A 25,116-nucleotide genomic window follows, 5' to 3' on the forward strand; every position below is an offset into this window, starting at 1 on the left:
GCGAAAAAGGTAGAAATTTGATAGGGTTTACGCAGTTTTTATATTGGGCAATAGAGCATGGCATATCAGCATTTTTATACGGGTTTTCTTAATGCGAACAAAGGTAAACAGCATTATGCATGTCACAGCCACTACTTTTGGCCCGACTGCACGCGTGATGCAATGCTCAACTACTGGGATGACAGCGCTAAGTATGTTGACGAAAAGTGGGGATATTTCTTCCAAACTTTAGTGCCAGAGCTACAGCAGCGCATTAGCAACATACTGAACACTGGAGCACCACAGCAAATCGTTTTTGCGCCCAATACCCATGAGCTGCTTTATCGCGTAATGAGCTGCATCGATAGCGCTGCGCCTTATAAAGTAGTGTCGACAGACAGCGAGTTTCACAGTTTTCAGCGCCAAGCGAGTAGGATGCAAGAGCAGGGTGCGATAGAACTTATTACCGTACCTACTAAACCCTACGATACGTTTGCGTCGCGCTTTAAGGCCGCCATTGCCGAACACGATCCCGAGCTGGTTTTCTTTAGTCAGGTGTTTTTTAATTCCGGATACGTGGTCAACGATGTCACAGATATCGTAAATAGCGTAACTAACGACAATACCCTTATTGTGGTTGATGGCTATCACGGATTTATGGCAAAGCCTACCGATATAGCGAACATTGCCCACCGAGCCTTTTATCTTGCCGGTAGTTACAAATATGCTCAGGCAGGAGAGGGCGCATGTTTTGCGCACGTACCCGTGGGCTGTGAGCTAAGACCCGCATATACAGGCTGGTTTGCAGAGTTTGGCGAGCTAGATAAGCCTCGCAAGGTTGGCGGTAAAGACAGCGTTCAATATAGTCTAGATGGAATGCGCTTTGCCGGTGCGACCATGGATTTTACCGCGCTCTACAGATTAAGAGCCGTGCTTCGTATGTTCGACGACAATGGCATTGATGTCGCTACAGTTAACGAATACGTAATGGGCATGCAGCGCACATTTCTAGAGAAACTTGCTACCTGCAACCATCCCTTGCTAAACGAAAAACATCTAGCAGTAAGTGATGAAGCAAACCGAGGGCATTTCCTTACCTTTGAATTAGATAGTGCCGATGAAACAAAAGCCCTTGCTTCAGCGCTTAAGGAGCACCATATCCTTACCGATTGTAGAGGAAACCGCTTACGGTTTGGTTTTGGTCTGTACCACACCCCTGAGTACATTGATTTAACCGCACTGAATCAGAAAGCGTAAGTCGTTGCTTTAAACATACGTAAATATTAACGTCACACTTATTTAAGGATAGTTTTATGGAGTGGCTACTACCCGCTTTAGCGTTGGTACTTATTATAGAAGGAATAGGGCCGCTTCTTTTTCCTAATAAATGGCGTAATTATTTACTTCAGATAAGCCAACAGCCCAGCAATCAACTGCGTCAAATTGGCGGAACCCTTGTGATAATAGGCGCACTACTGCTGTTTTATTTCAGTTGAGTTAGCGCCCAGATCTAGGCATTAAGAGGCGTGAAGCGGTGTGAAAACGGACCTCATCAAACACTGCCACACGCTTTACCATAATACATAGTACGAAAAGGAGCGCGACTTTACCGTTGACTGAAAAGTGTGCTCTTAAACCCGTATTCAACATTCAGAGGTATGTTTTCAGCCCTTTGAATACCTCATTAGCTTTTAAGCATCCAATGCCCGCGAATAATAGCAAAACGTTATATAAATGGGGCGTAGCGCAGACTGCGATAGACCGTCTGTTCAGCTTTTTTACCAGGTAATGTTTAGAAAGCTTTAAAAATTAGCGTCTTAGAATGTTTGTGCTGAAAAATAAGAAGCCAAGCCTTATTTCAAAAAGGCTCGAGCGGCAGTGGGTCATCTTTGTGATTTCAAAAATAAAAATAAAATAGTCGTATTTTTGTTCGAAAAAGAGATGATCCTTGCCCTAGAATTTTGTAGAATCCCCGCCTAATTTTCTTACACATATGATTCATGGCAAAGAACGTTGTGGTACTCGGCACTCAATGGGGTGACGAGGGTAAAGGCAAGGTCGTAGACCTACTCACTGATCGCGCAAAATATGTTGTTCGTTACCAAGGCGGACACAATGCAGGTCACACTCTAGTAATCGACGGTGAAAAAACCGTACTTCACTTAATCCCATCAGGCATCCTACGCGATAATGTTACCTGTATTATTGGTAACGGTGTTGTGCTAAGCCCTGACGCACTAATGAAAGAAATGACTATGCTTGAAGAGCGTGGCGTTCCAGTGCGCGAGCGATTAAAGATTAGTGAAGCTTGTCCGCTTATTCTTCCTTATCACATTGCACTAGACGTAGCGCGCGAAAAAGCCCGCGGCGCAAAAGCAATTGGTACTACCGGTCGTGGTATCGGTCCAGCGTATGAAGATAAAGTAGCCCGTCGTGGATTACGCGTTGGCGACTTGTTTAATGCAGAAGACTTCGCAGCAAAGCTGAAAGAAGTGCTAGACGTGCATAACTTCACGCTTACTCAGTACTATGGCGAAGAAGCAGTAGACTTTGACGAAACCTTAAAAGGTGCAATGGAAGTTGCTGACATTCTTAAAGCAATGGTTGTTGATGTAACTGACGAGCTAGACAAAGCACACAATGCTGGCTTGCCTATTATGTTTGAAGGTGCACAAGGTACACTTCTAGACATCGATCACGGTACTTATCCTTATGTTACGTCGTCAAACACTACCGTTGGTGGTGTAGCAACGGGTGCTGGCTTTGGCCCACTTAAGCTAGATTACGTACTGGGTATTGTTAAAGCATACACTACGCGTGTAGGCTCAGGTCCTTTCCCTACTGAACTAGAATGTGAAGTAGGCCAACACTTAGGTGTTAAAGGTCACGAGTTTGGCGCAACTACAGGCCGTAAGCGCCGTACAGGTTGGTTCGATGCAGTTGCGATGAAACGCGCAGTACAAATTAACTCTATTACAGGTTTCTGTTTAACCAAGCTTGACGTGCTAGACGGTCTTGAAAGCCTTCAAATTTGTGTAGGCTACAAAGATGCAGACGGCAACGTGAAAGACGTTCCACCTATGGCGGCTGACGGTTACGAAAAAGTAACCCCAGTTTATGAAGAAATGCCGGGCTGGACAGACAACACCTTTGGTGTAACTGAGTTTGAAGCGCTTCCACAAGCAGCGAAAAACTACATTAAGCGTCTTGAAGAGCTAACAGGTGTGCCGGTTGATATCGTTTCAACAGGCCCTGACAGAAACGAAACTATCGTTTTACGCAGCCCATACGACGCGTAATAGTTTCACATTAAATATGTTTAAAAGCCCAGTGTTTACTGGGCTTTTTTGTTTGTAATTTTTCGACTTTTTACTTTTATATAATTTTGTTATTGCTTCAACGTTAACTGTTTATACTTCTTAAGTGTAACGTCAGCCACTTGCACCTAAAATACGAGCTCATTAAACATTAATTAACAATTTAGTTGCGTTGTCTTCGAACATCCCTATTAATATAAGATAGTATCAGTTAATTATTGCGCTGCTTTGCCCGACAACAATCTTAAGATGAGCCATAGAATTGTTGCAGTGGGTGTTATGCTATCGGAGCCTTCTTATGCCAAATAGACCTTCTCTTCACGCAGTGGAAACTGGCGTGTGTTTCGTTGACGTTGTTCACAAGCTTAACGACAGTTTCGATACAGGGAAAACCCAGTCCTTGGAGTGGCGTAAAAGCCAGTTAAAAGCATTAGAAACTTTACTGAAAGACAACCAGCACGACATTTTGCAGGCCCTTAAAAATGACCTGGGCAAATGTAAGACCGAAGCCATGGTAGCGGAACAAGGGTTTCTGCTTTCTGATATCAAGCATACGCTTAAGCATTTGGATAAATGGGCAAAGCCACGCAAAGTATCAACGCCCATGGTGGCATGGCCAGGTAAGAGCTTTCGCAAGCCTGAGCCGCTTGGCACTGTGCTTATTATCGGGGCGTGGAATTATCCGCTTCAGTTATTGCTTGCCCCTTATATCGCCGCTATTGCAGCGGGCAACTGTGCGGTATTGAAACCCTCTGAATTGGCTGAAGAAACCTCGTCGCTGGTGGCTAAGCTTATCCCCCAATATATGGATAATTCATGCGTTGCCGTAATAGAAGGCGGTAAAGATGAAGCGACGGCGCTACTTGCCTGCAAATGGGACCATATTTTTTACACCGGTGGTGAAGTGGTGGGCAAAATTGTCATGAGCGCCGCGGCCAAACATTTAACGCCAGTAACCCTTGAGCTTGGCGGTAAGAGTCCCTGCTTTGTTGATAAAAACACAAACCTTGCTGTCACCGCGCGCCGTTTAGTGTGGGGTAAATGGATGAATGCGGGCCAAACTTGTATTGCGCCTGACTATGTCATTGTTGAAAAGGGCTTTGAGCAAAAGCTTATCGATGCGGTTAAAAAAGAGCTGAAAAAGCAATACGGCAAAGCACCTTTATCGTCACGAGATTACGGCAATATCGTTAATCATCGTCACTTAAAGCGTCTTGAAAATTACCTTGAAAACGTCAATGTGGTGTATGGCGGCGAGCTAGATGAATCTCGTCCAGCAATGGCGCCTACCCTTGTACTGGAGCCATCGCTAGATAGCCCATTAATGAAAGAAGAGATCTTCGGCCCTATTCTACCTATTATCACTGTCGACAACATGGAGGCGGGCATTAAGTTTGTGAACAGCAGGCCTAAGCCACTCGCACTTTATGCATTTAGTGATAAGGATGATGTGCTTGATAATATTATCAGCAAAACCAGTTCAGGCAGTGTGTGTACTAACGACACTATGCTGTTTATGACTAATCCTGAGTTACCGTTTGGTGGCGTAGGAAATAGCGGCATGGGTAGCTATCATGGCCAAGCAGGTTTTGATACATTCAGCCATATTAAAACGGTAATGAAACGTTCATTCGCCCTTGACGTGTTCTTCCGTTATGCGCCGTTTTCTAAGTTTAAGCTGTCGTTGCTTAAGAAGTTTTTATAACAGGAGTTTCCATGGTTCAACCTTTTCATCTTGCCATTCCGGTCACTAATTTAACCGACGCAGAAGCGTTTTACGGTGAGTTGTTGGGTTGTGAAAAGGGCCGCAGTGATACCCAGTGGATAGATTGGAACTTCTTTGGCCATCAATTAGTGACCCATTGTGTAGAGGCTATGCCGTCGCCACCTTCACATAACGGGGTAGACGATCATGCTGTGCCGGTGCCACACTTTGGCGTTGTGCTCACCATGGACGATTGGCAAGCACTGGCAAGTAAATTAGAGGCTGCCGATACCGAGTTTGTTATCGCACCTTATATTCGTTTTAAAGGAAAGCCGGGCGAACAAGCCACCATGTTTTTCAAAGACCCTTTCGGCAACGCGTTAGAGTTCAAAGCGTTCGCCGATATTTCTCAGCTTTTCGCTTCATAATAATGGGGGCAGTTGCTCTTTGCCGTACATCAAAGAGCTGCCTGATACTAGGCTAGCGCTTCTTCTTTTTTGGTTTGAAGCGCTTATATAAAAGCGCAACACCTGTAAGGGTGAACAAAAAGGCGCTGCCCGAAAAAGCAATTAACCACGGCGTGTTAAAGTTACTTCTGTCCTTATAATCCATTATGTGCAGCATCCACATAAAATCAAACAGTCGCCATGTGTCGGTACGTACGCGCAGAACACTGCCTGTGTTTGGGTCGATATAAAACCGCGAATTAAGGTCGTCATCGAAGTTTACCTGCCATAATGGCGCAGACAGGTTTTGCACTTCTTGAGGTAACACGCTTAATAGCTGGGTCTCACCAATATCGCCAGTACCTGCGTATTGCCCTTTTGCTGCTTTACGAATAGCGCTTTCTTGCATGGTTTGCAAAGCTTCACCTGTTAATGCGCTGTAGCGATAGGCAATGTCGTCATCCACAACATGATAAACAGGAATAGCATTGAGCGAGCCCGGTTCTGCGAGGCCTACTTCATTTATGCGATGGGTGAGTGATAGCACCGCAGTGCTGCTGTGGTTACGCAAAATATCAGAAGGAGTAACGGAAGCGCTGTGCCATGATGTGGTTACCCTGTTCCTTAAATGGTTACCTCTTACTTCATCTATGGGTAACCAGGCCATAACCAAGCCGCTTAAAAACCATAGGCCTATTTGTACAAATAGTATTAAGCCTAGGTAGTTGTGCGCTTTGCGCATAAATTTCATCATCAGGTTTTTTGGTTTTATTATCAAAAGGCTATAACATCAGAAAACAATAACCGAGTAAACCGAAGAAGAGAGTGGTTTTGAATAAAGCATTAGTGCTGGTAGACGTACAAAATGTGTATTACACCTGCCGTCAGGCGTACAAACGCAACTTTAATTACAACCAGTTTTGGCGTGAACTTACCTACAACTTGGATATAGCCCATGCTTTCGCATACGCCATAGACAGGGGGGACAGCAAGCAGCGTGAATTTCAAAACATTCTTCGTGCTATTGGATTTGAAGTAAAGTTAAAGCCTTTCATTCAACGTGCTGACGGCTCGGCGAAAGGTGATTGGGATGTAGGTATAACAGTAGATGCACTTGAACACGCCGACGATGTTGATGAGATCATTTTGGTGTCGGGCGACGGCGATTTCGATATTCTTGTAAACGCCCTTAAAGCAAAAGGGAAAACCGTAACGGTGTACGGTGTTCCTGCATTAACGGCTGAAAGTATTCAAAAAGTGGCGTCTAAGTACGTGCCTATCGACGCCACGCTGTTGTTGTAGTTTTCAGCTTGTACTTTGTTCAAGGCTGAACTAATAACGCTGAGCCCCCAAAGCTCCACTAATGTGGCTCAGCTAACAGTCCTGTGCTGATAAGGCTGTACTAATATGGTTGTACTAGGCTCTTACCTCGTCCGCTTTTTTCAGATGCGGCTTCTACACCCTCTTTAGTACGCTTAATTAAGTGTACATCACCAAAGCGACGGTTATCTATGGTATAGCCCATTGCTTTAAGCTCATTTACCGTTGCCTCTGTAAACCCGTCGTGCATACGAATGGTGTCTTTGGGCAATAGCTGGTGATGAAACCGTGGTGAGTTCACGGCTTCTTCAGCGCTCATATCGTAAAGCAGGGCATTCAATAGCGACTGAGTTACTGACGAAATAATGGTAGTGCCGCCAGGAGAGCCTGTTACCAGTACCACTTGGTCGTCTTTAGTGACCAGTGTTGGCGTCATAGAAGACAGCATGCGCTTGTAAGGTTCAATAGCATTCGCTTCACCACCCACTGCGCCAAAGAAGTTAGGCACGCCAGGCTTAGCACTAAAATCGTCCATTTCATCATTCAACAAAAAGCCAGCGCCAGTCACAACAACACCGCTACCAAACGTAAGGTTGATGGTCGTTGTATTGGCAATAGCGTTACCCCATCTGTCCATAATGGAGAAGTGGGTTGTATCTTCGCTTTCTTTTAAACCAGGCTTAACGCTTGGGGTATCAGAAATGCTGGTAGGCTGAATATCTGCTGCGCGTTGAGTAATATAATTAGCGTCAGTGAGCGCTTTTACCGGAACACTAACAAAATCAGGATCGCCCATGTATTCAGCGCGATCGGCAAACACGCGCTTACCAATTTCTGACATAACGTGAATGTATTCAGTGCTGTTTTGCGCTGGCAAATCGTGCGTTGCGTCATAGGCTTCTAGCATGCCGATCCACTGGGCAACGGCAACACCACCAGAACTTGGAGGAGGTGCGGTCACCAGCTCATAACCTTGCCAGTTTAGGTGAAGAGGTTTGCGCCACACGGCTTTGTAAGCCAGTAAGTCTTCATAAGTAATAAGGCCGCCGTTTTGCTGCATAAAATCAACAATATGCTTTGCTACATCGCCTTTATAAAAGCCATCCTTTCCCTGTTGCTGAATCGCTTTAAGCGTTTTCGCTAGCTCTGGCTGTTTGAAGGTAGTGCCTGCTTTAGCGTGTGCAAAATACTCGCTAAAGTTGTTATTGATAGCTGCTTCTTTGGTACGCTCAATATAGTGATCAATGTTATTGGCCAGCTTCTCGTGAACCACAAAACCTTGCTCGGCCAAATCAACGGCTGGTGCGAGTAGACGCTCCCAATCCAATGTGCCGTATTTTTTATGCGCGGCCCACATACCAGCAACGGTACCAGGAATGCCAGACGCTTTAGCCCCAAACAAAGACTCGTACGGTTTTACGTCACCTTGCTCGTCAAGATACATATCGCGATGCGCATTTTCAGGTGCCATTTCACGGTAATCTAAAAAGTCGGTGTTATCTTCAAACTTTATTGTCATAAAGCCGCCACCGCCTACGTTGCCCGCCTCAGGTAGAGTAACAGCCAAGACAAACTGTGCCGTAATAGCAGCGTCAATTGCGTTACCACCTTCTTGGAGTACCTGCATTGCAGCATCGGCACTGTAGCTGTCAGGCATGGCAACGGCCTGTTGGCTAAGCCCTACTGTATTGTTGCTAGCACTATCAACAGGGGGATTTGGCGCATGGGAACATGCTGCCACTACTGAAATAAATGCCACTATTACCGAGATAAACCCGACGTTAGCTATCCGCTTTTTCATTACAAACTCCTTGTTACAGACATTGCTAAACCTTTGCGATTAGCAACTGACTTCCAGCAAGCTTTAATCAACGGCATTAACCAAGCATGATCAAGCTTGCTACAAAATAGGCAATAAGCGTAAGTGCGCCCGCAAATAGTGCGTAGGGAAACTGAGTTTTAACGTGCGTTAATACGTCAGTACCTGCTGCTAGCGAAGATACGGCAGTAGTGTCGGAAATAGGTGAACAGTGATCACCAAATATGCCGCCCCCCAAAATAGCGCCAATGACCAGTGAAGGGGGTAACCCTAAACTTTGAATCAACGGCACACCAATAGGAATTAGGATGGCGAATGTGCCCCATGACGTGCCTGTGGTAAACGACATGATCGCTCCGGCAATAAATAGCATGGGAACAATAAGCACTAAAGGAAGATACTCTCCCACTATGCCCGCGACAAACACGCCCGTTCCAAGCACCTTAAGGCTATTGCCTAAGGTTAACGACAGTAACACTATGGTTACTAGAGGAAGTAGTTCACCCATCCCTTTAAAACCAATTTCTACCGCTTCCTTGTGGGTAAAACGTTTGTGGATTAAGAGCAGGCCATAGGCAATGGCAGTGGCTAAAGCAGTAGCGTAAAGTACAGATTTGCTCCCGCTGCCTTCAGACAATACCCGATTACCTGTCCAGAACATGAAGCCAACCATGCTTAATACCATTATTATTAGCGGTACCAACATAAAACGTGCCTTGGTGGCAGGTTCCGTAGTTTGGTTAACCTCTACATGCGTGAGTGCTTTTTCTTCCTCAGCCATGGGGCCGTGCACTTTGTCAGCGGAAATAGTGTAGGCCACAATAAGTAAGGTGAAGATAGCGTAAAAGTTAAAAAATACGCTGCCCCATAAAATTGAGGCTGACGAAGCTGGTAGCTCGTATGCATCGAGCAGGCTGAGTATAAATGCCCCCCAGCCGTTCAATAAAATCAAAATGCAAACGGGCGCGCTGGTGGAGTCGATGATGTAGGCTAAGCGCGCGCGGCTCATGCCGAAACGGTCAAACAGACCTCGGGCGAATATGCCGGCAGTGAGCACACTTAAGTTTGATTCTATGAATACAGCGATGCCAGTGAACATGGTCAAGCCGCCAACTTGTTTGCGACTCTTCGCTACCCCTTTGTTTACTAGAAAGTTGACCGTTGCCGTTACTCCGCCAGAGTCACGTATAAATGCGAGCAACGCGCCCACTAGTACAGAGAAAATAAGCACCCGTGTATTGCCCGGACTCGCGGCGGTATCAACCACGCGCTCTATGGCATTAATGGGCGCCATATAGCTGCCAGCGATATCAGCATTTACCAAAATTAACGCTTCCGCGCACAAAACAGCCAGCGCTAATGCGAGTATGACTTCTTTTTTCCAAAAGACGACGGCAATAGCCACAAGAGGGGGGATGACTGACATCCAATCCATACTTCTTTCCAAACTTAAATTTATGTGTGCCTAGGACTTGTTGAGCTTTGATAAGTTACTACGCTCTACTTGCCCTATAGGTATGTCTATTTGCGTAAGAGAATGTGTGATTGCAGTTCAAAGTTGGCGAACATGCTTCTCTCATTTATGCTAGCGTACCGTATTGTGCTTCGTGTTACCAAGGATTAGATAAACATTGTTATTCCAGCAAGTTATTTGTAAAAAACGTGCTTCATTGATGGGCCTTAGCGCTATCTTGTCAGGCATACTCATTTTATTAAGTGCTTCACTGTTTACTGCTAGCGCAACCGCTCAATCTGAAAGTGCTAACGTTTCGAATAATCCTAAGCCCAGCGCTGATGCCGAAACAATTCGCGCTGTAAAAAACATGCTCGGGCAAAAAATCATTTTGGATTTTCGCTATTTTTGTGAAGACAATACGCCGTCTTCGCGCTGCCGTACGCCCATGACCGTAATTCCACCGTCACTTTTAAATGTGCTTAGTACGCACAACATCGGCGGTGTTATTTTGTTTTCAGAGAACATTCAAAATACCGAGCAGTTAATTACGCTCAATTACACCATGCAGCAGCATATGGTAAAAGCAGGTCGTCAGCCGTTATTTATTGCTGTCGATCAAGAAGGGGGCAGAGTAGCAAGGTTGCCTTCAGACATGCTCTCGCCGTTTGCGGGTAACATGGCCATTGGCGCCACTTTTCATCAGCGAGGCAGCGCATTTGCGCAAAGTGTGGCATCTCATATTGGCCAAACGCTTTTACCGCTGGGAATAAACACCAATTTTGCGCCGTCGGTTGATGTAAATAGCGAGCCGAAGAACCCCGTTATTAACGTACGCAGCTTTTCGGAAAATCCAGAGCAGGTAGCCGCACTCGGGCAGACATTTGTCGGTGCTATGCAAAGTACAGGTGTAATGAGCGCTATCAAACATTTTCCAGGCCATGGTGATACCCATGTAGATAGCCACAGTGGCCTGCCGCAAGTAACGCATAGCAAAGCGCAAGCTATGGCGGGTGACATCCTTCCTTTTGCGAATATCATTAATAGTGCAACGCCTCCTGCAATGGTAATGAGTGCACACATTCAGTACCCGTCTTTAGACGATACGACAATTATTGATAAGCATGGTAAGTCACAAATAGTTCCTGCTACTTTGTCGAAGAAGATACTAAGCAATTTGCTTCGCAACCAATTAGGATATCAAGGCCTTATCGTTACTGACGCGTTAGACATGGCAGGTATTACTCAGTTTTTCTCCCATGAAGAAGCATTAGTCAGTGCATTCAGCGCAGGTGCTGATATTGCGCTTATGCCGTTCACCATAAGAAACCAAGACGACATAAAAAAGTTCGCGTTACTTTTGGATAATGCAGCAAATCGAATGTCGGAAAGCGCTTTCTTGAAAGCGTCTCATAATCGTATTATTAAGGCAAAACAGCGCTTTGCTTTGCAAAGTTTTATTTCCAAGCCCATGTCATGGTGGCTCAATGAAGCGAAAGAAAATGCTTCAATGAATAACCCTAACAGTTTGAAAAACAGAGGAATTCAAATTGAGAAAGCGCTTTCTAAATCGTCAGTTTCTGTACTCTTCGGGAAGGATGAGTTGCCAATAACTTCAAATCGCTGGTTGGCGCTTATGCCAGACGCAGCAAGATGTTTAGCATTTGAAGCCGCGCTTACACGCGCACGTTCCAACTTCAACAATAAGACTCTGGAGTTTGCGTGTTTGCCGTTAACTGCGTTACCTAAAACCCAATTAGCAATGAATCTACTAAAACAAGCTGACGTGCTGGTGGTTGGTAATATTAGTCCGCTACATGCTAACTATGAATTAGGAGGAGTCGATTTACCTGAGCATGTGAAACGACGCGCAAGCGAGACTGAGGTGATGGCATTTAGCAAAAAAATAATGGTTGCTGCGAAAGCACAGAATAAAACCGTGGTCTTTGCGCCACTGCGCATGCCATATAAAGCGCATGACGTGAAAGAGCTAGCCGATGTTGCTATTGCTACATTTAGTTATGCGGTGAACATTACACAGCAAAGTGACAAAGAAAATCAGCACGTTACGAGCTATAGTCTTAATGCATTGGTTGATGTATTACTTGGTAGCGCGCTCGCTGAGGGACGTTCACCTGTTTCGTTGAAATAGGTGGCCACGCGAAAGCAGAGACCAAAACCAAAGATATTGCCCATTTAAGTGCGAACAAAGAGCCAAGCCAAAAGCCATTTTAAAAGGAGTTATCGTGAATACAACAAATACATCAGGCGCTACGCAAACGTCATTAGTCGATACGGTATTAAGTGCGTTGTTCCCTTTTGTTCCGCTCCTTGTCGCTATTGTATTGGTAATAAGTGTGCTCATCGCACTGCACTACCTTCTGCTAGCCAAGCAGAGCCATCTTACTAGTGAGCAGAAGTTACCTCGCCAAGTAGGAATGTTGGTACTTACTATCATTGGATCTGTCGTAATTGCGATGACGCTCCCTGTAAGTGAGAGTACTAGAAATCAGGTCATTGCACTTATCGGCGTACTTATATCAGGTGTGATTGCCTTTTCTTCTACCACCATGGTAGGGAATTTGATGGCGGGGATCGTACTTCGTGTAAATCGTCCGTTTAAAGTGGGTGACTTTATCAAGGTAGAAGGCTACAGCGGTCGCGTTACCGAAATGGGCTTGCTCGATGTTGAAATTCAGACTGAGAGCAGAGAGCTTATTGCCTTTGCCAATACACTGATGGTGAATTCGCCCGTTTCTGTGACCAGAGCGTCTGGCGCAATTGTTAGTGTGGATATCAGCTTAGGTTACGATATTCATCACAGCATTATTGAAAAGCACTTACTTGTTGCAGCTGAAAATGCCCAGCTGTCAGAGCCATTTGTACAAGTGGTTGGGCTAGGCGACTTTTCAGTAAGTTATCGCATTTCAGGTCTACTAACTGAAGTGAAGAGTTTGCTGAGCGCGCGCTCAAGGCTTCACAAAGCCGTACTCGACGCTTTGCATAATGCCGATATTGAAATTGTTTCTCCTAGCTTTATGAATCAACGCCCCCAGCCCGACGGTTTGAAAATGATAGCTAAATCGCCTGGACACACTAAACAAGAAGAAGCATCTCCTGAAGACGTTATTTTTGACAAGGCTGAAGAGGCAGAGCAAAAAGAAAAAAGTAAAGAAACGCTGATGCAGACGATCGCCGATATTGATGCAAAAATCGCTGAGAGTGACGGCGAAAACAGAGATGAGCTTAAACATCAAAAAGCCACCGCTGAAGCTCAGCTCGCAGCTTTGGTAAAAACAAAAAATGAAGAAGGTTAGTTTTTACTAACTTTTTTATCTTCCATTAAATCTGGGGTTATGCGGGTGTGAGTATTTACTTACACATTATGTGGTAAGTTTAGTATCGCTAACACTTCCTCCACATTTACCTTGATATGATACCTCAAATTCTCAAAGCTAAAGGTGCTTATCTGTCGATCAATCCGTGTCGTCGTAAAGCAAATAGGCCTTTCGTCTTTCTCTAAATTTATTTAAATCTTTCTGCCAACTTTGGCGAATTTCTGCAGGCGTTTTACCGGCTTGAATTTGATATCGTAGCGCATCGGTACCCGCTAATTTGTCGAAGAAATCTGGGCGGGTAAAGAAGGTTTCTTCAGAGGCATCACTGGCGCTGATCACCTTGTTATATTCAGAAAAACGAGAATAGGCATCTATCAATGTAGCGATATCTAAGCCACTAATTGGTGAGCGCTTGTGAGTTGTTTGCTTAGAGTCAGAGCCTTCAAAGATCGTTGGATCAGCATAAGAAAAGACATGTGCACTTAGCAGAGTATTTTCATGTTTAGGGTGGGGCGCTGCACTATTTGCATTTACCGGTATCTTGGTTTTACCAAATTCAACAAACGGGTGGCCAATAAGTTGGAAGGGAAAGTCAGTGCCGCGACCTATACTCACGTCGGTGCCCTCAAAAAAGCACAGCGTTGGGTAAAGGAGTATCGATAAATCGTTTGGCAGATTGGGGCTAGGGGCTACGGGCAATGAATAATGTGCAGTGCGTTGATAATCCTGCACTGGGACAACGGTAAGCTTAGCGTTGTCATAACTGCTCACGTCAATATCTAACCACTGTTCCCCCACAATCATTTGAGCAAGTTCGCCCAAGGTCATACCGTGTAAGACGGGAATAGGATGCATGCCAATGAAGGACGAAAATTCAGATTGAAGTACTGGGCCGTCAACATAACGGCCGTTAGGATTTGGCCTATCTAACACGATAACGTCGATATTACGCGCAAAGGCCGCCTCCAACACATAGTGCAAGGTGCTTAAATAGGTGTAAAAGCGTACGCCTACATCCTGGATATCGAAAACAATCACATCGATGCCATCCAACATGTCGGGGGTAGGCTTTTTGGTTGCGCCATAAAGGGAGTGAATAGGTATACCGGTTTTAGCATCAATATTGCTATCTACCTTTTCGCCCGCGCCTTTGTCTCCTCTAAATCCGTGCTCCGGCGACATAATACTTACAACGTTAACACTGCGTTGAAGTAGGGCATCAAGCAGGTGCTGATTGCGCTGGCTTGTCTTTATCTTATTTTTTTGTGTAGCCAAGCTGTTGCTTGATTCGCGCTCTTCAGGCTCAACTTTGCTAGAAGGCAAAGCGCTGTGGCTCGAAACCAACGCGCTTTGGTTTACCACTAAACTAACCCGTTTACCTGCTAGCAAGGGCAGGTACTTCGAATAGCGTTCAGCGCCTACAGTAAACTGCTTAGTGCTTGATACAGGCTGCTTATCCCCTAGTGTAGGCTGCTTTTCTATTAATGTAGGATGCTTCGCTTTGCCATCTGTATCACTTGTATATACATGTCTAGATGAGCTTTGCTGTGCACAGCCGTTAAGCGATAAGCTAATTAGTACTGAAGATAGTATTGCAATGAATGCGCTCGACGTTAGGCGTCTAAAAACCTTGTTCACTGTGACCGAAGTTAAAACTTTCATAGCATTAGGCTACCGTGGTTATTCGCTTTTATTCACGGCGGAACGTAAATACCCACCGCTAGCATCTAATTGAGCGGCGGCCTGCTCGGCAGATTGCCCCGTTAATACCATTAAAATAGCAACTTTAGCTTTGTTGTTACACGCACTAAGCGCTGCTAAAGCAGCATTTTCACTGCAGTCCGTAGCCTGCATAACAATGCGAAGCGCACGGGCTTTTAGTTTTTCGTTAGTGGCATTCACATCTACCATTAAGTTTTGATAGGTTTTCCCCAGCTTAATCATTGTGCTGGTGCTAATCATATTAAGAATTAGCTTTTGCGCCGTACCCGACTTCATGCGCGTACTGCCAGTAAGTGCCTCAGGACCAACAACTGGGCATATAGCTACATCAGCATGGGTAAAAATAGCGGCGTTAGGGCTACATGCAATAGCGCCGGTAAAGCAGCCAAGCGAACGGGCATATTCCAGTGCGCCACTTACATAGGGTGTACGACCGCTTGCCGAAATACCAATAACGGTATCGTTGTGGTTTAAGGACAGCGCTACAAGATCAGCACGCCCCGCGTCGACGTCATCTTCTGCACCTTCTACGGCGTGCTGAATGGCTTTTTCACCGCCAGCTATCACGCCAACAACCAGTTCATCAGGCACGCTAAACGTGGGGCGGCACTCTACCGCATCAAGTATGCCCAGCCTGCCGCTGGTCCCCGCGCCTATATAAATAAGCCTGCCACCATTTTTAATGCTAATGGTTGCAGCATCCACCGCTTTTCCAATTTGCGGAATTTGCGAGGTAACTGAGTTTGCCACTTTCGCGTCTTCGTTGTTAATGCGGGCAAGAATCCCTTCCGTGCTTAGCGTGTCTATATCGAGGGTGTCTGGGTTTCTGCCTTCTGACACAATTTTATTCAGTGACTGGGCTAATTCGTTAACGGTGGGCTTATTACCTGCTGCTTGATTGTCAGTACTGACTGTATTTTTAATACTGGCGTTGGCGGATGATTCTGAAGTAGAAGAATTGTGCGAAGACATTGAAAACCTTGGGGCAACGAAATTGTGATAATGAGCTAGCGCAAAGCATAACGGTATTTTATGCCATAAGAAACCTTGCGTTAGATGGTACGTTTTTCATTATTAATCCTGCGCAGCTAATACGCTTCTCGTGGTACACTTTGGCTTTCGATATTCTTTCTCATTAAACATTTAAGGAACGTGTTTTTCTGTGAGCCGACAAACGCAAGCTATCATTCATGCTGATGCCCTTTTACATAATTTTAAAGCCCTTGCTGCTTTAGCGCCCTCAAGTCAGTCTATGGCGGTAGTAAAGGCCGATGCTTATGGTCATGGAGCAGTAAATGTAGCGCGCATTCTTCAGCATGTTTCTTCGCGTTTTGCCGTAGCAATAATTGAAGAAGCCATTGCGCTTCGCGACGCGGGAATTTCTGCGCCTATTGTGGTGTTAGAAGGGGCACATCAGGCAAAAGAGTGCCAAATGGCATTTCAGCATAACTGTATATTAGTTATGCATTGCGAAGAACAGCTTACGTGGTTAGAAAGCTGCCCCGAACAGCAGCGCCCGCATATTTGGCTTAAAGTGGATAGCGGCATGCATCGGTTGGGTTTTGCCCTTTCCGATATCGAAGGGATTGCTGCTAAGTACAATCATTTACTTAGCGAGCAAACGGTTATTGCTACGCACTTTGCGTGTGCTGACGATGTAGATAATAACTTTACCAACACGCAAATCGATGCGTTCAATCAAGTAGCGAGTAAATTGGGCTTGCCAACCAGCGTGGCTAATTCTCCCGCCACGGTAAACTGGCCTGCAAGTCGAAATGCTTGGAACCGTTTAGGTGTGGGGGTTTATGGCGGTGCCGTTTCTACCTCACAAAATCTCGACATTGAAATCTACCCTGCCATGACACTTCGCTCCAGTGTATTAGCAGTACGAACCATACCGGCAGGCGAGGGAATTGGTTATGGTCAAACCTGGGTAGCAAGTAAGCCCAGCAAAATTGCAACCGTTGGCATTGGTTATGCCGATGGCTATCCAAGACACTGCAAAAACGGTACGCCGGTAATGATTAGAGGTAAACGCGCCTATTTAGCTGGCCGCGTTTCTATGGACATGATCACAATCGATGTAACTCATATCGACAACGTCGCGGTGGGCGATGAAGTTGAACTCTGGGGGCAGAATGTGCCAATTCAGGAAGTTGCGGCTAATGCTGACACTATCGACTACGAATTAATGACCCGCGTTTCTCAACGGGTGCCGCGCATTGTAAAATACCTTTAACTTTCAAAGCAGTGCCAATTTGGCCAATCTTTATATAAGTTTTAATAAAGCACTATTCATTAAAAGAATGAGACTTTTACCCCCATTTTGAGCCTATACTGTATCGGCTTGGTTGCGGGATTGCGGTGAATGTTTCGCCTCCAACTGTGCTGAGCAACAACTCATAAGTGAGGTTTGTATGCGTACTTCGTTTTCTCGTCCAAGAGTGAACCGTGGAGTAGTAAGTCGACCGTCAAGACCTGTTCAGAAGAAGCAATAGGTTTGTTGTAGGCGTCTAGGAATACAAATAAAAGATACAAGAAAGCCCGGTTAGGTTGTGCCTAACCGGGCTTTTTATTTGTTGCCCTAATCATCGCTGCTGTCTCTTTTTGAGGGGGGTAACAGCGAAAATTTATGACCGAATGGCAAAGACAGGCTGAGTAAATTTAGCCGTTTTGTGCGCGAAGCTCGCTGTCTAAGCACTGTTCTAGGCTGTTTTCAGCACGATTTTCCATGTGATTGGTATCGGCGTTGTTTGACTCAACGTTTGCCTTTTTTGATTCAGATTCGCCTTGTACTGGGAAGTAACGCTCTGGTCTATGGTTAAGCGAAATAACCATGTTCAAACAAAATGCCGCTAAAATTGAAATCAGCACTAAAGGCCAAGCGATGAAAAACAGAGCACTAAGTAATATACAGCTATCGACGGTTAGCTGGAATGTACCGGCTCTAATATTGAAACGCTGTTGTAAATAGAACGCCATAATACCAACGCCACCAAGGCTTGAGCTATGACGAAACATCATCAGCATACCTACACCAATTAGAATACCGCCAAATACCGCCGCGAAAAATGGATTTACGTGGCTAATATCCACAAACGCTGGAATTTGCTCAGTTAGTACAGAAACCGTGGTGACGGATATAAAGGTGTTAATGGTGAAACGCTTGCTAATTTGCGTCCAAGCTAGGGTGTAAAACGGTAAGTTAATCAGAAAGAATAGCAAGCCGAAGTCCATATCTACGGCATAAGTACCTAATAGCGCTAAGCCTGCTGCGCCACCTACCATTAAGTCTTGAGACTGAAATAAATATACGCCAAAAGCAACAAACAAGCCGGCGCTTATCAGGGCGAAAACATCCTCGATGACACTGTGTTTTGTTTTTTGCATAAGAAAAAGTTTGCGTTAAGAAGACACAGCGTAATTATACGTTTACAACACAGTAGGTTACAGCGAGATGAAAAGTTAACTCGGTGCGATAAATGGCGGAAGGTAAGTTTGCCTTTACGACTTTTAGCGCACCGGTGAATAGGGTGTTGCGTCAATGTAAACGTTGCACCAAGCTGGTTCACATGAAACGCAAAAAGTAGAGGAAGCTGCTAGGGAGTCTGATTACTCAACAATAGAGAATACAACGGTATCTTGCTTATTAAACTCTACACTGCATTTCATAATGCCTAGGTGTAGAGGGCTATATGCTTCGATTTTGCTGCCATTTGCAACAAACTCTGTATCCCACAACAATAAGTTTGCAGTATCTAGCTGGCGTTCGACACTTTTTTTCGATACGCCAGGCGTAAAATTATCGCAGAGAATTATGACTTCGCGCCTTGCTTCTATCCAATAAAACGTCGTAGTGATCAACAGTGCTATTGCCGCTATTGCAACAACATCAGCAATAATGGAACGCTTCATGGCCTGCACGTGCTACTTCTCCTCTACTTCCTTACACTATTCATTTAAAACCTTGCCGCAAAAAATATCGCAACGACAAGGCGCACTTATATAAAGTGCAATTAGGTGGTTTGGATCAAATCCCACTTATTGCCAAACTTATCTCTAAAGATGGCTACCGTACCATACACTTCTTCCCGAGGGGTTTCTAAAAATGCCACCCCTTTGCTTTGCATGGCATTGAAGTCGCGCCAGAAGTCGTCAGTATTCAAAATTAAAAATACTTTATCGGCGGCTTGGCTGCCAATGAGTGCCATTTCTGTGTCATTTTTTGCTTGCGCCAACAACAAGCTCGTAGCACTGTGTGGTGGGGTTACCAGAACAAAACGCGAGTTTTCGCCGGTTACTTTGTCTTCGGTTAAGGTAAAGTTTAAAACCGTGGTGAAGTATTCAACGGCACTGTCGTAGTCGTCTACAAAAAAAGTAATGGCAGAGAGGTTTTGCGTCATAAATCAGGATCACTTTGAAAGTTAAGCTAAGTTAGCTGCGCATACTACCTAAAAGCTGACTGAGCTGAAATGCGGGTTGTCAGTTATTGCATGAAGTTGAGCGATTTCATTAAGCGCAATATTTTGCTTGGTTTTGTCGATGGACATTTGAATACACTCTGTGGCCACGTCGTTGCGTTTATCGATAACTGTGGTCAGCGCTGTACCCTTTACCGTATTCCCGTCTTTTAATACTACGCTCACCTCAAGCCCATACATGCAGGCAATTTCGATGTAGTCGTAAAGCTGGCACGCTATGTTCACATATTCCCCTATTCGCTGTTCAAGTGGCGACCGATTAGTAGAGTAGACCTGACGTTCACAGCAAAACTTTCCGCATCTACCGCGCATACATAGCGCTTCACTTTCCACAGTAAACGACCAATGTTTAAATGCCGCCGCCTCGCGGGGGGCGATTAATTTCCATGAGTCACTTCACAGAAGTCTGACCTTAACAAATGATCTTTTTTTAAGGTTTGCTCAGTATTGTTAGTACTGAAGGATTTATTTTGGTGCGCGATACACCTAAGCGCTTGAACGCCCCTCATGTTTCTTAGAGGCATTTTTTAGCAAAGGGTTCCCGCCAAAAATTCAATACAGGAACAGTAATGAACAAGCTACTATCCGCATTTTCTTTAGTTTCAATAGCCTCGTGCACCTCAAGCTTCGCAAATGCCGACGAACTTCCCTTTAATTTAAGCGGCCATGTTAGGGTTAACTACGGGCATCAAGACTGGCAAATCCCCGAGTTTAGGGATGGTTTCGAATTTGAATCATTCAAACTTGGCGTGTCGGGTGAGTCAGATCAATTTAGCTATAAAGCCGAATATCGATGGTACGAAAACACCGACTTCGACACAGTAAGGTTCGCCGACCTGACTTATCATTTCGATGAGCAAACCGAAATTACCGCAGGTATAACCCAAACACCGTTTGGTTTGCAGCCCTTTGCCAGTAACAACTTTTGGTTCTCGGTAAATTATTATCTTGGCTTCGAAGATGATTACGATGCTGGAGTGAAAATAAACCACGATTGGGGCAACTGGGATTTTCAAGCCGCTTATTTTATGAACGACGAGTACAACGATGCCGCTGAGTTTGGGCGCTATTCGTTCGACGTGGCGGACGACGGTGAATATCGAAATAAAGAAGACGGCCAATACAATTTACGTGCTAACTACACAGCAAACTTTATTCGCGGAGGCACTACCGATATTGGCGTGTCTTACCAATACGGCAACATCTTAAACCTGGATACCCTGGACGATGGTGATATGAATGCCTATGCCGTGCATATGCGCCATACCCAAGGCGACCTAAAAGTCGAACTGCAGTATATCGATTATGAATACGATTTGGCTGCACCAGAAGGGCAAGCAGACGATCGCATAGCGCTATCCTCTTTCACCTTTCCGTTCTTAGCCGCGGCCGACGGTAAAACCTATTCAGCAAACCTTGTGTACTCTGTGCCATATAAGTTTACTCACATAGAATCACTTACTTGTTACTCAGAGTACAGCGTGGCAAAAGGTGAAGGAAGTGAAGGGAAAAACTCGTCGCAGTGGATAAACGGCTGTAGCTTTGGCTGGGATAAATTGTTTGTATATGTAGATAGTATCCAAGGCAAAAACATGTGGTTCTCAGGCGGTCCGGGCGTGGGACTCGACTTAGGTGGTAGACAAGAAACTACCCACCGCCTGAACATAAACCTTGGTATTTACTTCTAATCACTAACAGGACTTTGACATGCGATTACTATTAATAGCGACATTTATACTAGCGCTAGTTCCAATGCAAAGTTTTGCCCATGCGTGGATGAAACTGCGAATAGCGACCACAGAGTATGCCCCTTATACGTCAACTGATATGCAGCACGACGGTTATATCAATCACATTATCGCTGATGCGTTTTTAGAAACGGGAGTTGTGGTTGAGTTTGTATCTTTACCCTGGGAAGAAGCGCTTGAAGCAACGCTAAAAGGCGAATACGACGCCATTTCATACGGCAATTTTGTGCGCGCCCGGGAAAGCGAGTTTTTCCACAGTAACCCTATTAGTGCGGAAAGCTTGGTGTTTTATGTTAATGCTGAAAAGGGCCCTGATACTTGGGCTGAATTAAGCGACTTAAAAGACCTAAAGATGGGCGTAACAGAAGGGTATTTATACAACGATGAACTTGCCGCTTACATTAAAAGCAGCAGTAATGTTGTGGAAAGTGCCACAGACAAAGACAATTTACAGGCGCTGATTGAAGGTAAAATTGACGTTTTTCCCATTGATGAGTTAACAGGATGGTACTTGCTTCAGCGTGATTTCGATAGTGGCGACCGCAGAGATGTGATGCCCATTAAGCCGTTTATCTCAACTGTAACCACGCATCTGTTAGTGCCTAAAGGCGAAAGTGACAGTCAGCTTATTCTGTCGCTATTTAATAAAGGGTTAGAAGAGTTAACGCTGGACGGAAAACTGACCCGCTTTAAACGCCTTCTAAAAGAAGGCTACTATCAGCATCCGCAGAAAAAAGTGAATTTTGACAGACGTTAGCTGGTGTTTCAGGCCTAAGGGGCTATACAAAGGCCCTGCTGGCTAAACGCCAAAGGCATAGTAAATTAAACTAAAAGGGCAGTGCGATAATAAAAATAATCTATATACTTCAGTGCACATGATACTGATGTAATGGTTATTTCCTAATGCGCAGCCCTTTATTTGTGCGACTTTACGGGCGTGGTCGTTTTCGCTCGCTGTTGAGCACATGCCTTCTGCTAATACTCGTTGTTATTTGCCCGCTAGCCAATGCGTCGAGTGATGAAATAGCCTTTGATGTCTCTGGCTCGTTTAGAGTGCGCTACGAGTCGTTGAATAACCCTATATTTCCAACATCATCAGCTGCACGAGAACAAAGTAATCAGCGTCTTTCAACACGCTTTATCGTGAATTCTACGGTAAGTTATCAAAACCTCGCGGCAACGATCGAAATACGTGACTCGCGAGTATTTCTTGACGAAAACGATCCAACGCTAACGGCCAATCAGGTTAATACACTAGAGCCTACACAGTTTTTCATCACCTACAAACTTGAACGAGAATCTAGCTTATACGAAGTGTCTGCGATAAAGGTAGGGCGTATGGAGCTCGACTACGGTAGTCGCAGGCTATTGGCCAAAACAGCCTATCGCAATGCCACCAATAGCTATGATGGAATTGTGGTGGAAGCAAGAGTTGCAGATTGGCAAGTACATGGCGTGTACGTGCTGCCGGTATCTCGCTTTCCTACTGACAGTGAAAGTCTGGACGGGAACGAACGCGCGTTCGACAAAAGCTTTAGCGAACGAAAATTCTTTGGTGTGTACGCTGCGTCAAAAGACAACAACGTCAAGCTGCAAAGCTACTGGTTAAAAGAAGACGATAGTGAAGCGCTTGCCACCAGAAACCGTGATCTGTACACATTGAGTGTGGACTATACCCAGCCTTTCGATAATGGCCTGATAACAAATATAGAGGTGGTGGGGCAAACGGGAACTTCTTTTCAAACCGCATCTGCTAACGATACAGACGAGAAAGACGTTCGTGCATATATGCTGTTTGGTTATGTTGGGAAACAGATTACAGACAACACCTTTCTTAGAGCTGAAGTTGACTATATCAGTGGCGACAACGACACAAGCGATGACACAATCTCTGACTTTGATACCTTATACGGCGTGCGACGTTTTGATTTCGGACCTACTGATGTATATCAGGCTATGCCACGTAGAAACCTAAAAGCAGTGGGACTTCGAAGCGTGTCTAAGCCAGCAAAAGCGCACAATATTATGCTTGGTTACAAAGCCATGTGGTACCAAAAAGCACCTCAAGACGTGGACAGTTTCATTGGCCATCAAGTGGAAGCTCGCTGGCGTTATCAAGTGCGACCCGAGTTGCGATTAGTGCTAGGTGGAGCCTACCTCAAAAAAGGAGAGGGTTTTGCGCGTGGAGATTACAGCGACAACAGCGCCTTTTTATTCACTGGCGCTTTGTATACCTTTTAAAATCTCCGGCTAAATAGCCCGCGTAAACTGGGTACAGCTGCTTACACTACAAGCCTTGCAGATGAGCGCGTACTCTCTTTTCTGTTTATTATATTACTGATATGGTTAACGGCTATTTTGAAATGCCCATTTAGAGGTTTCCTTGTCGTATTCAGCTGAAACATCGTTTTTTGCCCGTTGTATTGCACTATTAAAATTACTCGGCCCGGGTGTGCTTATGGCAACAGCGGCGGTAGGCGGTAGTCACTTAGTAGCATCAACTCAAGCGGGGGCGAAGTTTGGTTGGCAGTTAGCGCTGCTTATATTGGTAGTTAACTTACTCAAATACCCATTCTTTAGAGCAGGTGTTAGCTACACCATCAGTACAAAACAAACCCTTCAGCAAGGGTACTTGGGAATGGGACGACGATATTTGGCCATTGCCTTGGGTTTGAATACCATTGCGTCGGTGGTCAATGCTGCAGCGCTGTTGTTGTTTGCTGCAAGCTTATTGTCGTATTTTATTCCTTTCGATATCGCCATAACGTTGTCAGCTTCAGTGGTTTTGGCACTTATTTTAATCATTCTACTCGCTGGCCATTTTGAAGGATTGGACAATATCGCCAAAGGCATAATGGGCGTGCTTGTGGTGGCGACTGTAGCCGTATTCGTGGTGGCACTAAGCAATTATTCTGCTTCACCAGCACCTGCCGTGGCGCCGCCTTCGCCTTGGACGCTCGCTACATTAGGCTTTTTAGTAGTCACAATGGGGTGGATGCCCGCACCTATTGAAATATCGTCCATTACTTCACTTTGGTTAAAGCGCCAGTGCAAAGGGCAAGCCGTAACGCCAAAGTCGGCCCTTTTCGATTTTAATTTAGGTTATGCAGTGACGGTGCTACTCGCATTATTGTTTTTGGGCTTAGGTGCATTAATTTTGTATGGCAGCGGTACAGAGCTAAGTACCAGCGGTATCGGCTTTTCCCATCAGCTAATTAGCATGTACTCATCAACCATTGGACAGTGGGCGCATTGGCTTATCGCACTAGTTGCATTTTTGTGCATATTTGGTTCGGCGCTAACCGTTTACGATGGTTATGCGAGGGTGGTTGCTGAAGCAATAGCGCTTCTTTTTAACAAAGACAAAAACGCACGAAATACGCTGGTAACGCCAGTGTTACTGTTCATGGCAGTGGCGAGTTTTATCATTGTGTTGTTCTTTAAATCTGCGCTATTGGCAATGTTAGGCTTTGCGATGACGCTGGCCTTTGTTACTACTCCAATGTTTGCTTGGCTTAACCATAAGCTTGTGGCACAAACCAAGCTTCATCAAGACGCGACACCAAACGTAATAGTGAAGCTGCTTAGCTATTTAGGCCTAATCTATCTATTTGGGTTTCTAATGGTGTTTATATGGTGGAAGTGGTTTAGCTAGCCACTTCCTACCGTAACGAGAGCGCAAAGCACTTTAGGTGCTTCGCAAGTTTCACCTTAGTAAATTAGTTTAATTACGCGCACTTGTGCGAGCCCCAGCGCAATACTCATCTATACTGTAGATGACATCGTTT

22 protein-coding genes are annotated in these 25,116 nt (G+C 45.1%); 13 read left to right on the plus strand and 9 right to left on the minus strand.

Annotated features, from left to right (window positions below):
• The first annotated feature begins 57 nt into the window (after positions 1-57).
• From BZA03_RS17620 to BZA03_RS17640, 5 genes are all read left to right on the plus strand, one after another.
• Positions 58-1,236 (plus strand): aminotransferase class V-fold PLP-dependent enzyme, encoded by a 1,179-nt coding sequence (locus BZA03_RS17620; RefSeq protein WP_110289447.1) that lies wholly within the window; start codon positions 58-60, stop codon positions 1,234-1,236.
• A 56-nt stretch (positions 1,237-1,292) separates the two neighbouring features.
• On the plus strand, positions 1,293-1,475 hold the full coding sequence (locus BZA03_RS17625) for a DUF2065 domain-containing protein (RefSeq protein ID WP_014948108.1): 183 nt from the start codon (positions 1,293-1,295) through the stop codon (positions 1,473-1,475).
• A gap of 504 nt (positions 1,476-1,979) precedes the next feature.
• Positions 1,980-3,278 carry an adenylosuccinate synthase gene (locus tag BZA03_RS17630; RefSeq protein WP_014948109.1) on the plus strand — a complete coding sequence of 433 codons (1,299 nt, stop codon included), beginning with the start codon at positions 1,980-1,982 and terminating at the stop codon, positions 3,276-3,278.
• A gap of 316 nt (positions 3,279-3,594) precedes the next feature.
• On the plus strand, positions 3,595-5,001 hold the full coding sequence (locus BZA03_RS17635; protein ID WP_110289448.1) for an aldehyde dehydrogenase family protein: 1,407 nt from the start codon (positions 3,595-3,597) through the stop codon (positions 4,999-5,001).
• A gap of 11 nt (positions 5,002-5,012) precedes the next feature.
• Positions 5,013-5,429, plus strand: a complete 417-nt coding sequence (locus tag BZA03_RS17640) for a VOC family protein (protein ID WP_014948111.1) — start codon at positions 5,013-5,015, stop codon at positions 5,427-5,429.
• 52 nt (positions 5,430-5,481) lie between these two features.
• Here the strand turns inward: BZA03_RS17640 and BZA03_RS17645 are convergent, their stop codons facing one another.
• Entirely contained in the window at positions 5,482-6,201 is a 720-nt protein-coding gene (locus BZA03_RS17645; protein ID WP_258364665.1) for a PepSY domain-containing protein, read from the minus strand.
• Between the two features lie 77 nt (positions 6,202-6,278).
• Here BZA03_RS17645 and BZA03_RS17650 point away from each other — a divergent pair, with 77 nt between their 5' ends.
• Positions 6,279-6,749: an NYN domain-containing protein gene (locus BZA03_RS17650; RefSeq protein WP_014948113.1), complete on the plus strand. Its 471-nt coding sequence runs from the start codon at positions 6,279-6,281 to the stop codon at positions 6,747-6,749.
• Positions 6,750-6,849: 100 nt separating this feature from the next.
• Here the strand turns inward: BZA03_RS17650 and ggt are convergent, their stop codons facing one another.
• Both ggt and BZA03_RS17660 read right to left on the minus strand, forming a co-directional pair.
• Positions 6,850-8,568 (minus strand): gamma-glutamyltransferase, encoded by a 1,719-nt coding sequence (ggt, locus tag BZA03_RS17655; RefSeq protein WP_110289449.1) that lies wholly within the window; start codon positions 8,566-8,568, stop codon positions 6,850-6,852.
• Between the two features lie 76 nt (positions 8,569-8,644).
• Positions 8,645-10,021, minus strand: coding sequence for a Na+/H+ antiporter NhaC family protein (locus tag BZA03_RS17660; protein WP_110289450.1), 1,377 nt, complete (start codon positions 10,019-10,021; stop codon positions 8,645-8,647).
• A 196-nt stretch (positions 10,022-10,217) separates the two neighbouring features.
• Here BZA03_RS17660 and BZA03_RS17665 point away from each other — a divergent pair, with 196 nt between their 5' ends.
• Both BZA03_RS17665 and BZA03_RS17670 read left to right on the plus strand, forming a co-directional pair.
• On the plus strand, positions 10,218-12,191 hold the full coding sequence (locus BZA03_RS17665) for a glycoside hydrolase family 3 N-terminal domain-containing protein (RefSeq protein WP_110289451.1): 1,974 nt from the start codon (positions 10,218-10,220) through the stop codon (positions 12,189-12,191).
• A gap of 94 nt (positions 12,192-12,285) precedes the next feature.
• Positions 12,286-13,356, plus strand: coding sequence for a mechanosensitive ion channel family protein (locus tag BZA03_RS17670; RefSeq protein WP_110289452.1), 1,071 nt, complete (start codon positions 12,286-12,288; stop codon positions 13,354-13,356).
• A gap of 159 nt (positions 13,357-13,515) precedes the next feature.
• Here the strand turns inward: BZA03_RS17670 and BZA03_RS17675 are convergent, their stop codons facing one another.
• The gene (locus BZA03_RS17675; RefSeq protein ID WP_110289453.1) at positions 13,516-15,039 is read right to left on the minus strand and encodes an exo-beta-N-acetylmuramidase NamZ domain-containing protein; all 1,524 of its coding nucleotides are present in this window, start codon (positions 15,037-15,039) and stop codon (positions 13,516-13,518) included.
• A gap of 18 nt (positions 15,040-15,057) precedes the next feature.
• Positions 15,058-16,071, minus strand: coding sequence for an N-acetylmuramic acid 6-phosphate etherase (murQ, locus tag BZA03_RS17680; RefSeq protein ID WP_110289454.1), 1,014 nt, complete (start codon positions 16,069-16,071; stop codon positions 15,058-15,060).
• A gap of 190 nt (positions 16,072-16,261) precedes the next feature.
• Between murQ and alr the strand changes: the two genes are divergently transcribed.
• On the plus strand, positions 16,262-17,338 hold the full coding sequence (gene alr / locus BZA03_RS17685; RefSeq protein WP_061094112.1) for an alanine racemase: 1,077 nt from the start codon (positions 16,262-16,264) through the stop codon (positions 17,336-17,338).
• Positions 17,339-17,763: 425 nt separating this feature from the next.
• Here alr and BZA03_RS17690 read toward each other — a convergent pair whose 3' ends face one another.
• From BZA03_RS17690 to BZA03_RS17705, 4 genes are all read right to left on the minus strand, one after another.
• Complete coding sequence (locus tag BZA03_RS17690; protein WP_049588369.1) at positions 17,764-18,489, minus strand: YitT family protein; 726 nt, start codon at positions 18,487-18,489, stop codon at positions 17,764-17,766.
• A 222-nt stretch (positions 18,490-18,711) separates the two neighbouring features.
• Entirely contained in the window at positions 18,712-19,023 is a 312-nt protein-coding gene (locus BZA03_RS17695) for a hypothetical protein (protein WP_014948122.1), read from the minus strand.
• 92 nt (positions 19,024-19,115) lie between these two features.
• Positions 19,116-19,502 (minus strand): VOC family protein, encoded by a 387-nt coding sequence (locus tag BZA03_RS17700; protein ID WP_014948123.1) that lies wholly within the window; start codon positions 19,500-19,502, stop codon positions 19,116-19,118.
• 48 nt (positions 19,503-19,550) lie between these two features.
• Positions 19,551-19,892, minus strand: coding sequence for a Rho-binding antiterminator (locus tag BZA03_RS17705; protein ID WP_258364666.1), 342 nt, complete (start codon positions 19,890-19,892; stop codon positions 19,551-19,553).
• 257 nt (positions 19,893-20,149) lie between these two features.
• Between BZA03_RS17705 and BZA03_RS17710 the strand changes: the two genes are divergently transcribed.
• From BZA03_RS17710 to BZA03_RS17725, 4 genes are all read left to right on the plus strand, one after another.
• Positions 20,150-21,268, plus strand: coding sequence for a porin (locus BZA03_RS17710; RefSeq protein ID WP_014975544.1), 1,119 nt, complete (start codon positions 20,150-20,152; stop codon positions 21,266-21,268).
• A 19-nt stretch (positions 21,269-21,287) separates the two neighbouring features.
• Positions 21,288-22,085: an ABC transporter substrate-binding protein gene (locus tag BZA03_RS17715; RefSeq protein ID WP_014948126.1), complete on the plus strand. Its 798-nt coding sequence runs from the start codon at positions 21,288-21,290 to the stop codon at positions 22,083-22,085.
• A 146-nt stretch (positions 22,086-22,231) separates the two neighbouring features.
• Entirely contained in the window at positions 22,232-23,569 is a 1,338-nt protein-coding gene (locus tag BZA03_RS17720) for an alginate export family protein (protein ID WP_110289456.1), read from the plus strand.
• A gap of 142 nt (positions 23,570-23,711) precedes the next feature.
• Positions 23,712-24,983, plus strand: a complete 1,272-nt coding sequence (locus BZA03_RS17725; protein ID WP_110289457.1) for an NRAMP family divalent metal transporter — start codon at positions 23,712-23,714, stop codon at positions 24,981-24,983.
• Positions 24,984-25,116 lie beyond the last annotated feature (133 nt).

The sequence above is a fragment of the Alteromonas sp. I10 genome, assembly GCF_003201515.1.
Classification (GTDB): domain Bacteria; phylum Pseudomonadota; class Gammaproteobacteria; order Enterobacterales; family Alteromonadaceae; genus Alteromonas; species Alteromonas macleodii.

What these genes read in the sequence shown, in the direction of transcription:
- BZA03_RS17625 (WP_014948108.1), top strand. Translation starts at nt 1,293, where the DNA reads ATGGAGTGGCTACTACCCGCTTTAGCGTTGGTACTTATTATAGAAGGA.
- BZA03_RS17620 (WP_110289447.1), top strand. Translation starts at nt 58, where the DNA reads ATGGCATATCAGCATTTTTATACGGGTTTTCTTAATGCGAACAAAGGT.
- murQ (WP_110289454.1), bottom strand. Translation starts at nt 16,071, where the DNA reads ATGTCTTCGCACAATTCTTCTACTTCAGAATCATCCGCCAACGCCAGT.
- BZA03_RS17640 (WP_014948111.1), top strand. Translation starts at nt 5,013, where the DNA reads ATGGTTCAACCTTTTCATCTTGCCATTCCGGTCACTAATTTAACCGAC.
- ggt (WP_110289449.1), bottom strand. Translation starts at nt 8,568, where the DNA reads ATGAAAAAGCGGATAGCTAACGTCGGGTTTATCTCGGTAATAGTGGCA.
- BZA03_RS17630 (WP_014948109.1), top strand. Translation starts at nt 1,980, where the DNA reads ATGGCAAAGAACGTTGTGGTACTCGGCACTCAATGGGGTGACGAGGGT.
- BZA03_RS17675 (WP_110289453.1), bottom strand. Translation starts at nt 15,039, where the DNA reads ATGAAAGTTTTAACTTCGGTCACAGTGAACAAGGTTTTTAGACGCCTA.
- BZA03_RS17660 (WP_110289450.1), bottom strand. Translation starts at nt 10,021, where the DNA reads ATGGATTGGATGTCAGTCATCCCCCCTCTTGTGGCTATTGCCGTCGTC.
- BZA03_RS17690 (WP_049588369.1), bottom strand. Translation starts at nt 18,489, where the DNA reads ATGCAAAAAACAAAACACAGTGTCATCGAGGATGTTTTCGCCCTGATA.
- BZA03_RS17715 (WP_014948126.1), top strand. Translation starts at nt 21,288, where the DNA reads ATGCGATTACTATTAATAGCGACATTTATACTAGCGCTAGTTCCAATG.
- BZA03_RS17710 (WP_014975544.1), top strand. Translation starts at nt 20,150, where the DNA reads ATGAACAAGCTACTATCCGCATTTTCTTTAGTTTCAATAGCCTCGTGC.
- BZA03_RS17635 (WP_110289448.1), top strand. Translation starts at nt 3,595, where the DNA reads ATGCCAAATAGACCTTCTCTTCACGCAGTGGAAACTGGCGTGTGTTTC.
- BZA03_RS17705 (WP_258364666.1), bottom strand. Translation starts at nt 19,892, where the DNA reads ATGCGCGGTAGATGCGGAAAGTTTTGCTGTGAACGTCAGGTCTACTCT.
- BZA03_RS17645 (WP_258364665.1), bottom strand. Translation starts at nt 6,201, where the DNA reads ATGATGAAATTTATGCGCAAAGCGCACAACTACCTAGGCTTAATACTA.
- BZA03_RS17720 (WP_110289456.1), top strand. Translation starts at nt 22,232, where the DNA reads ATGCGCAGCCCTTTATTTGTGCGACTTTACGGGCGTGGTCGTTTTCGC.
- BZA03_RS17700 (WP_014948123.1), bottom strand. Translation starts at nt 19,502, where the DNA reads ATGACGCAAAACCTCTCTGCCATTACTTTTTTTGTAGACGACTACGAC.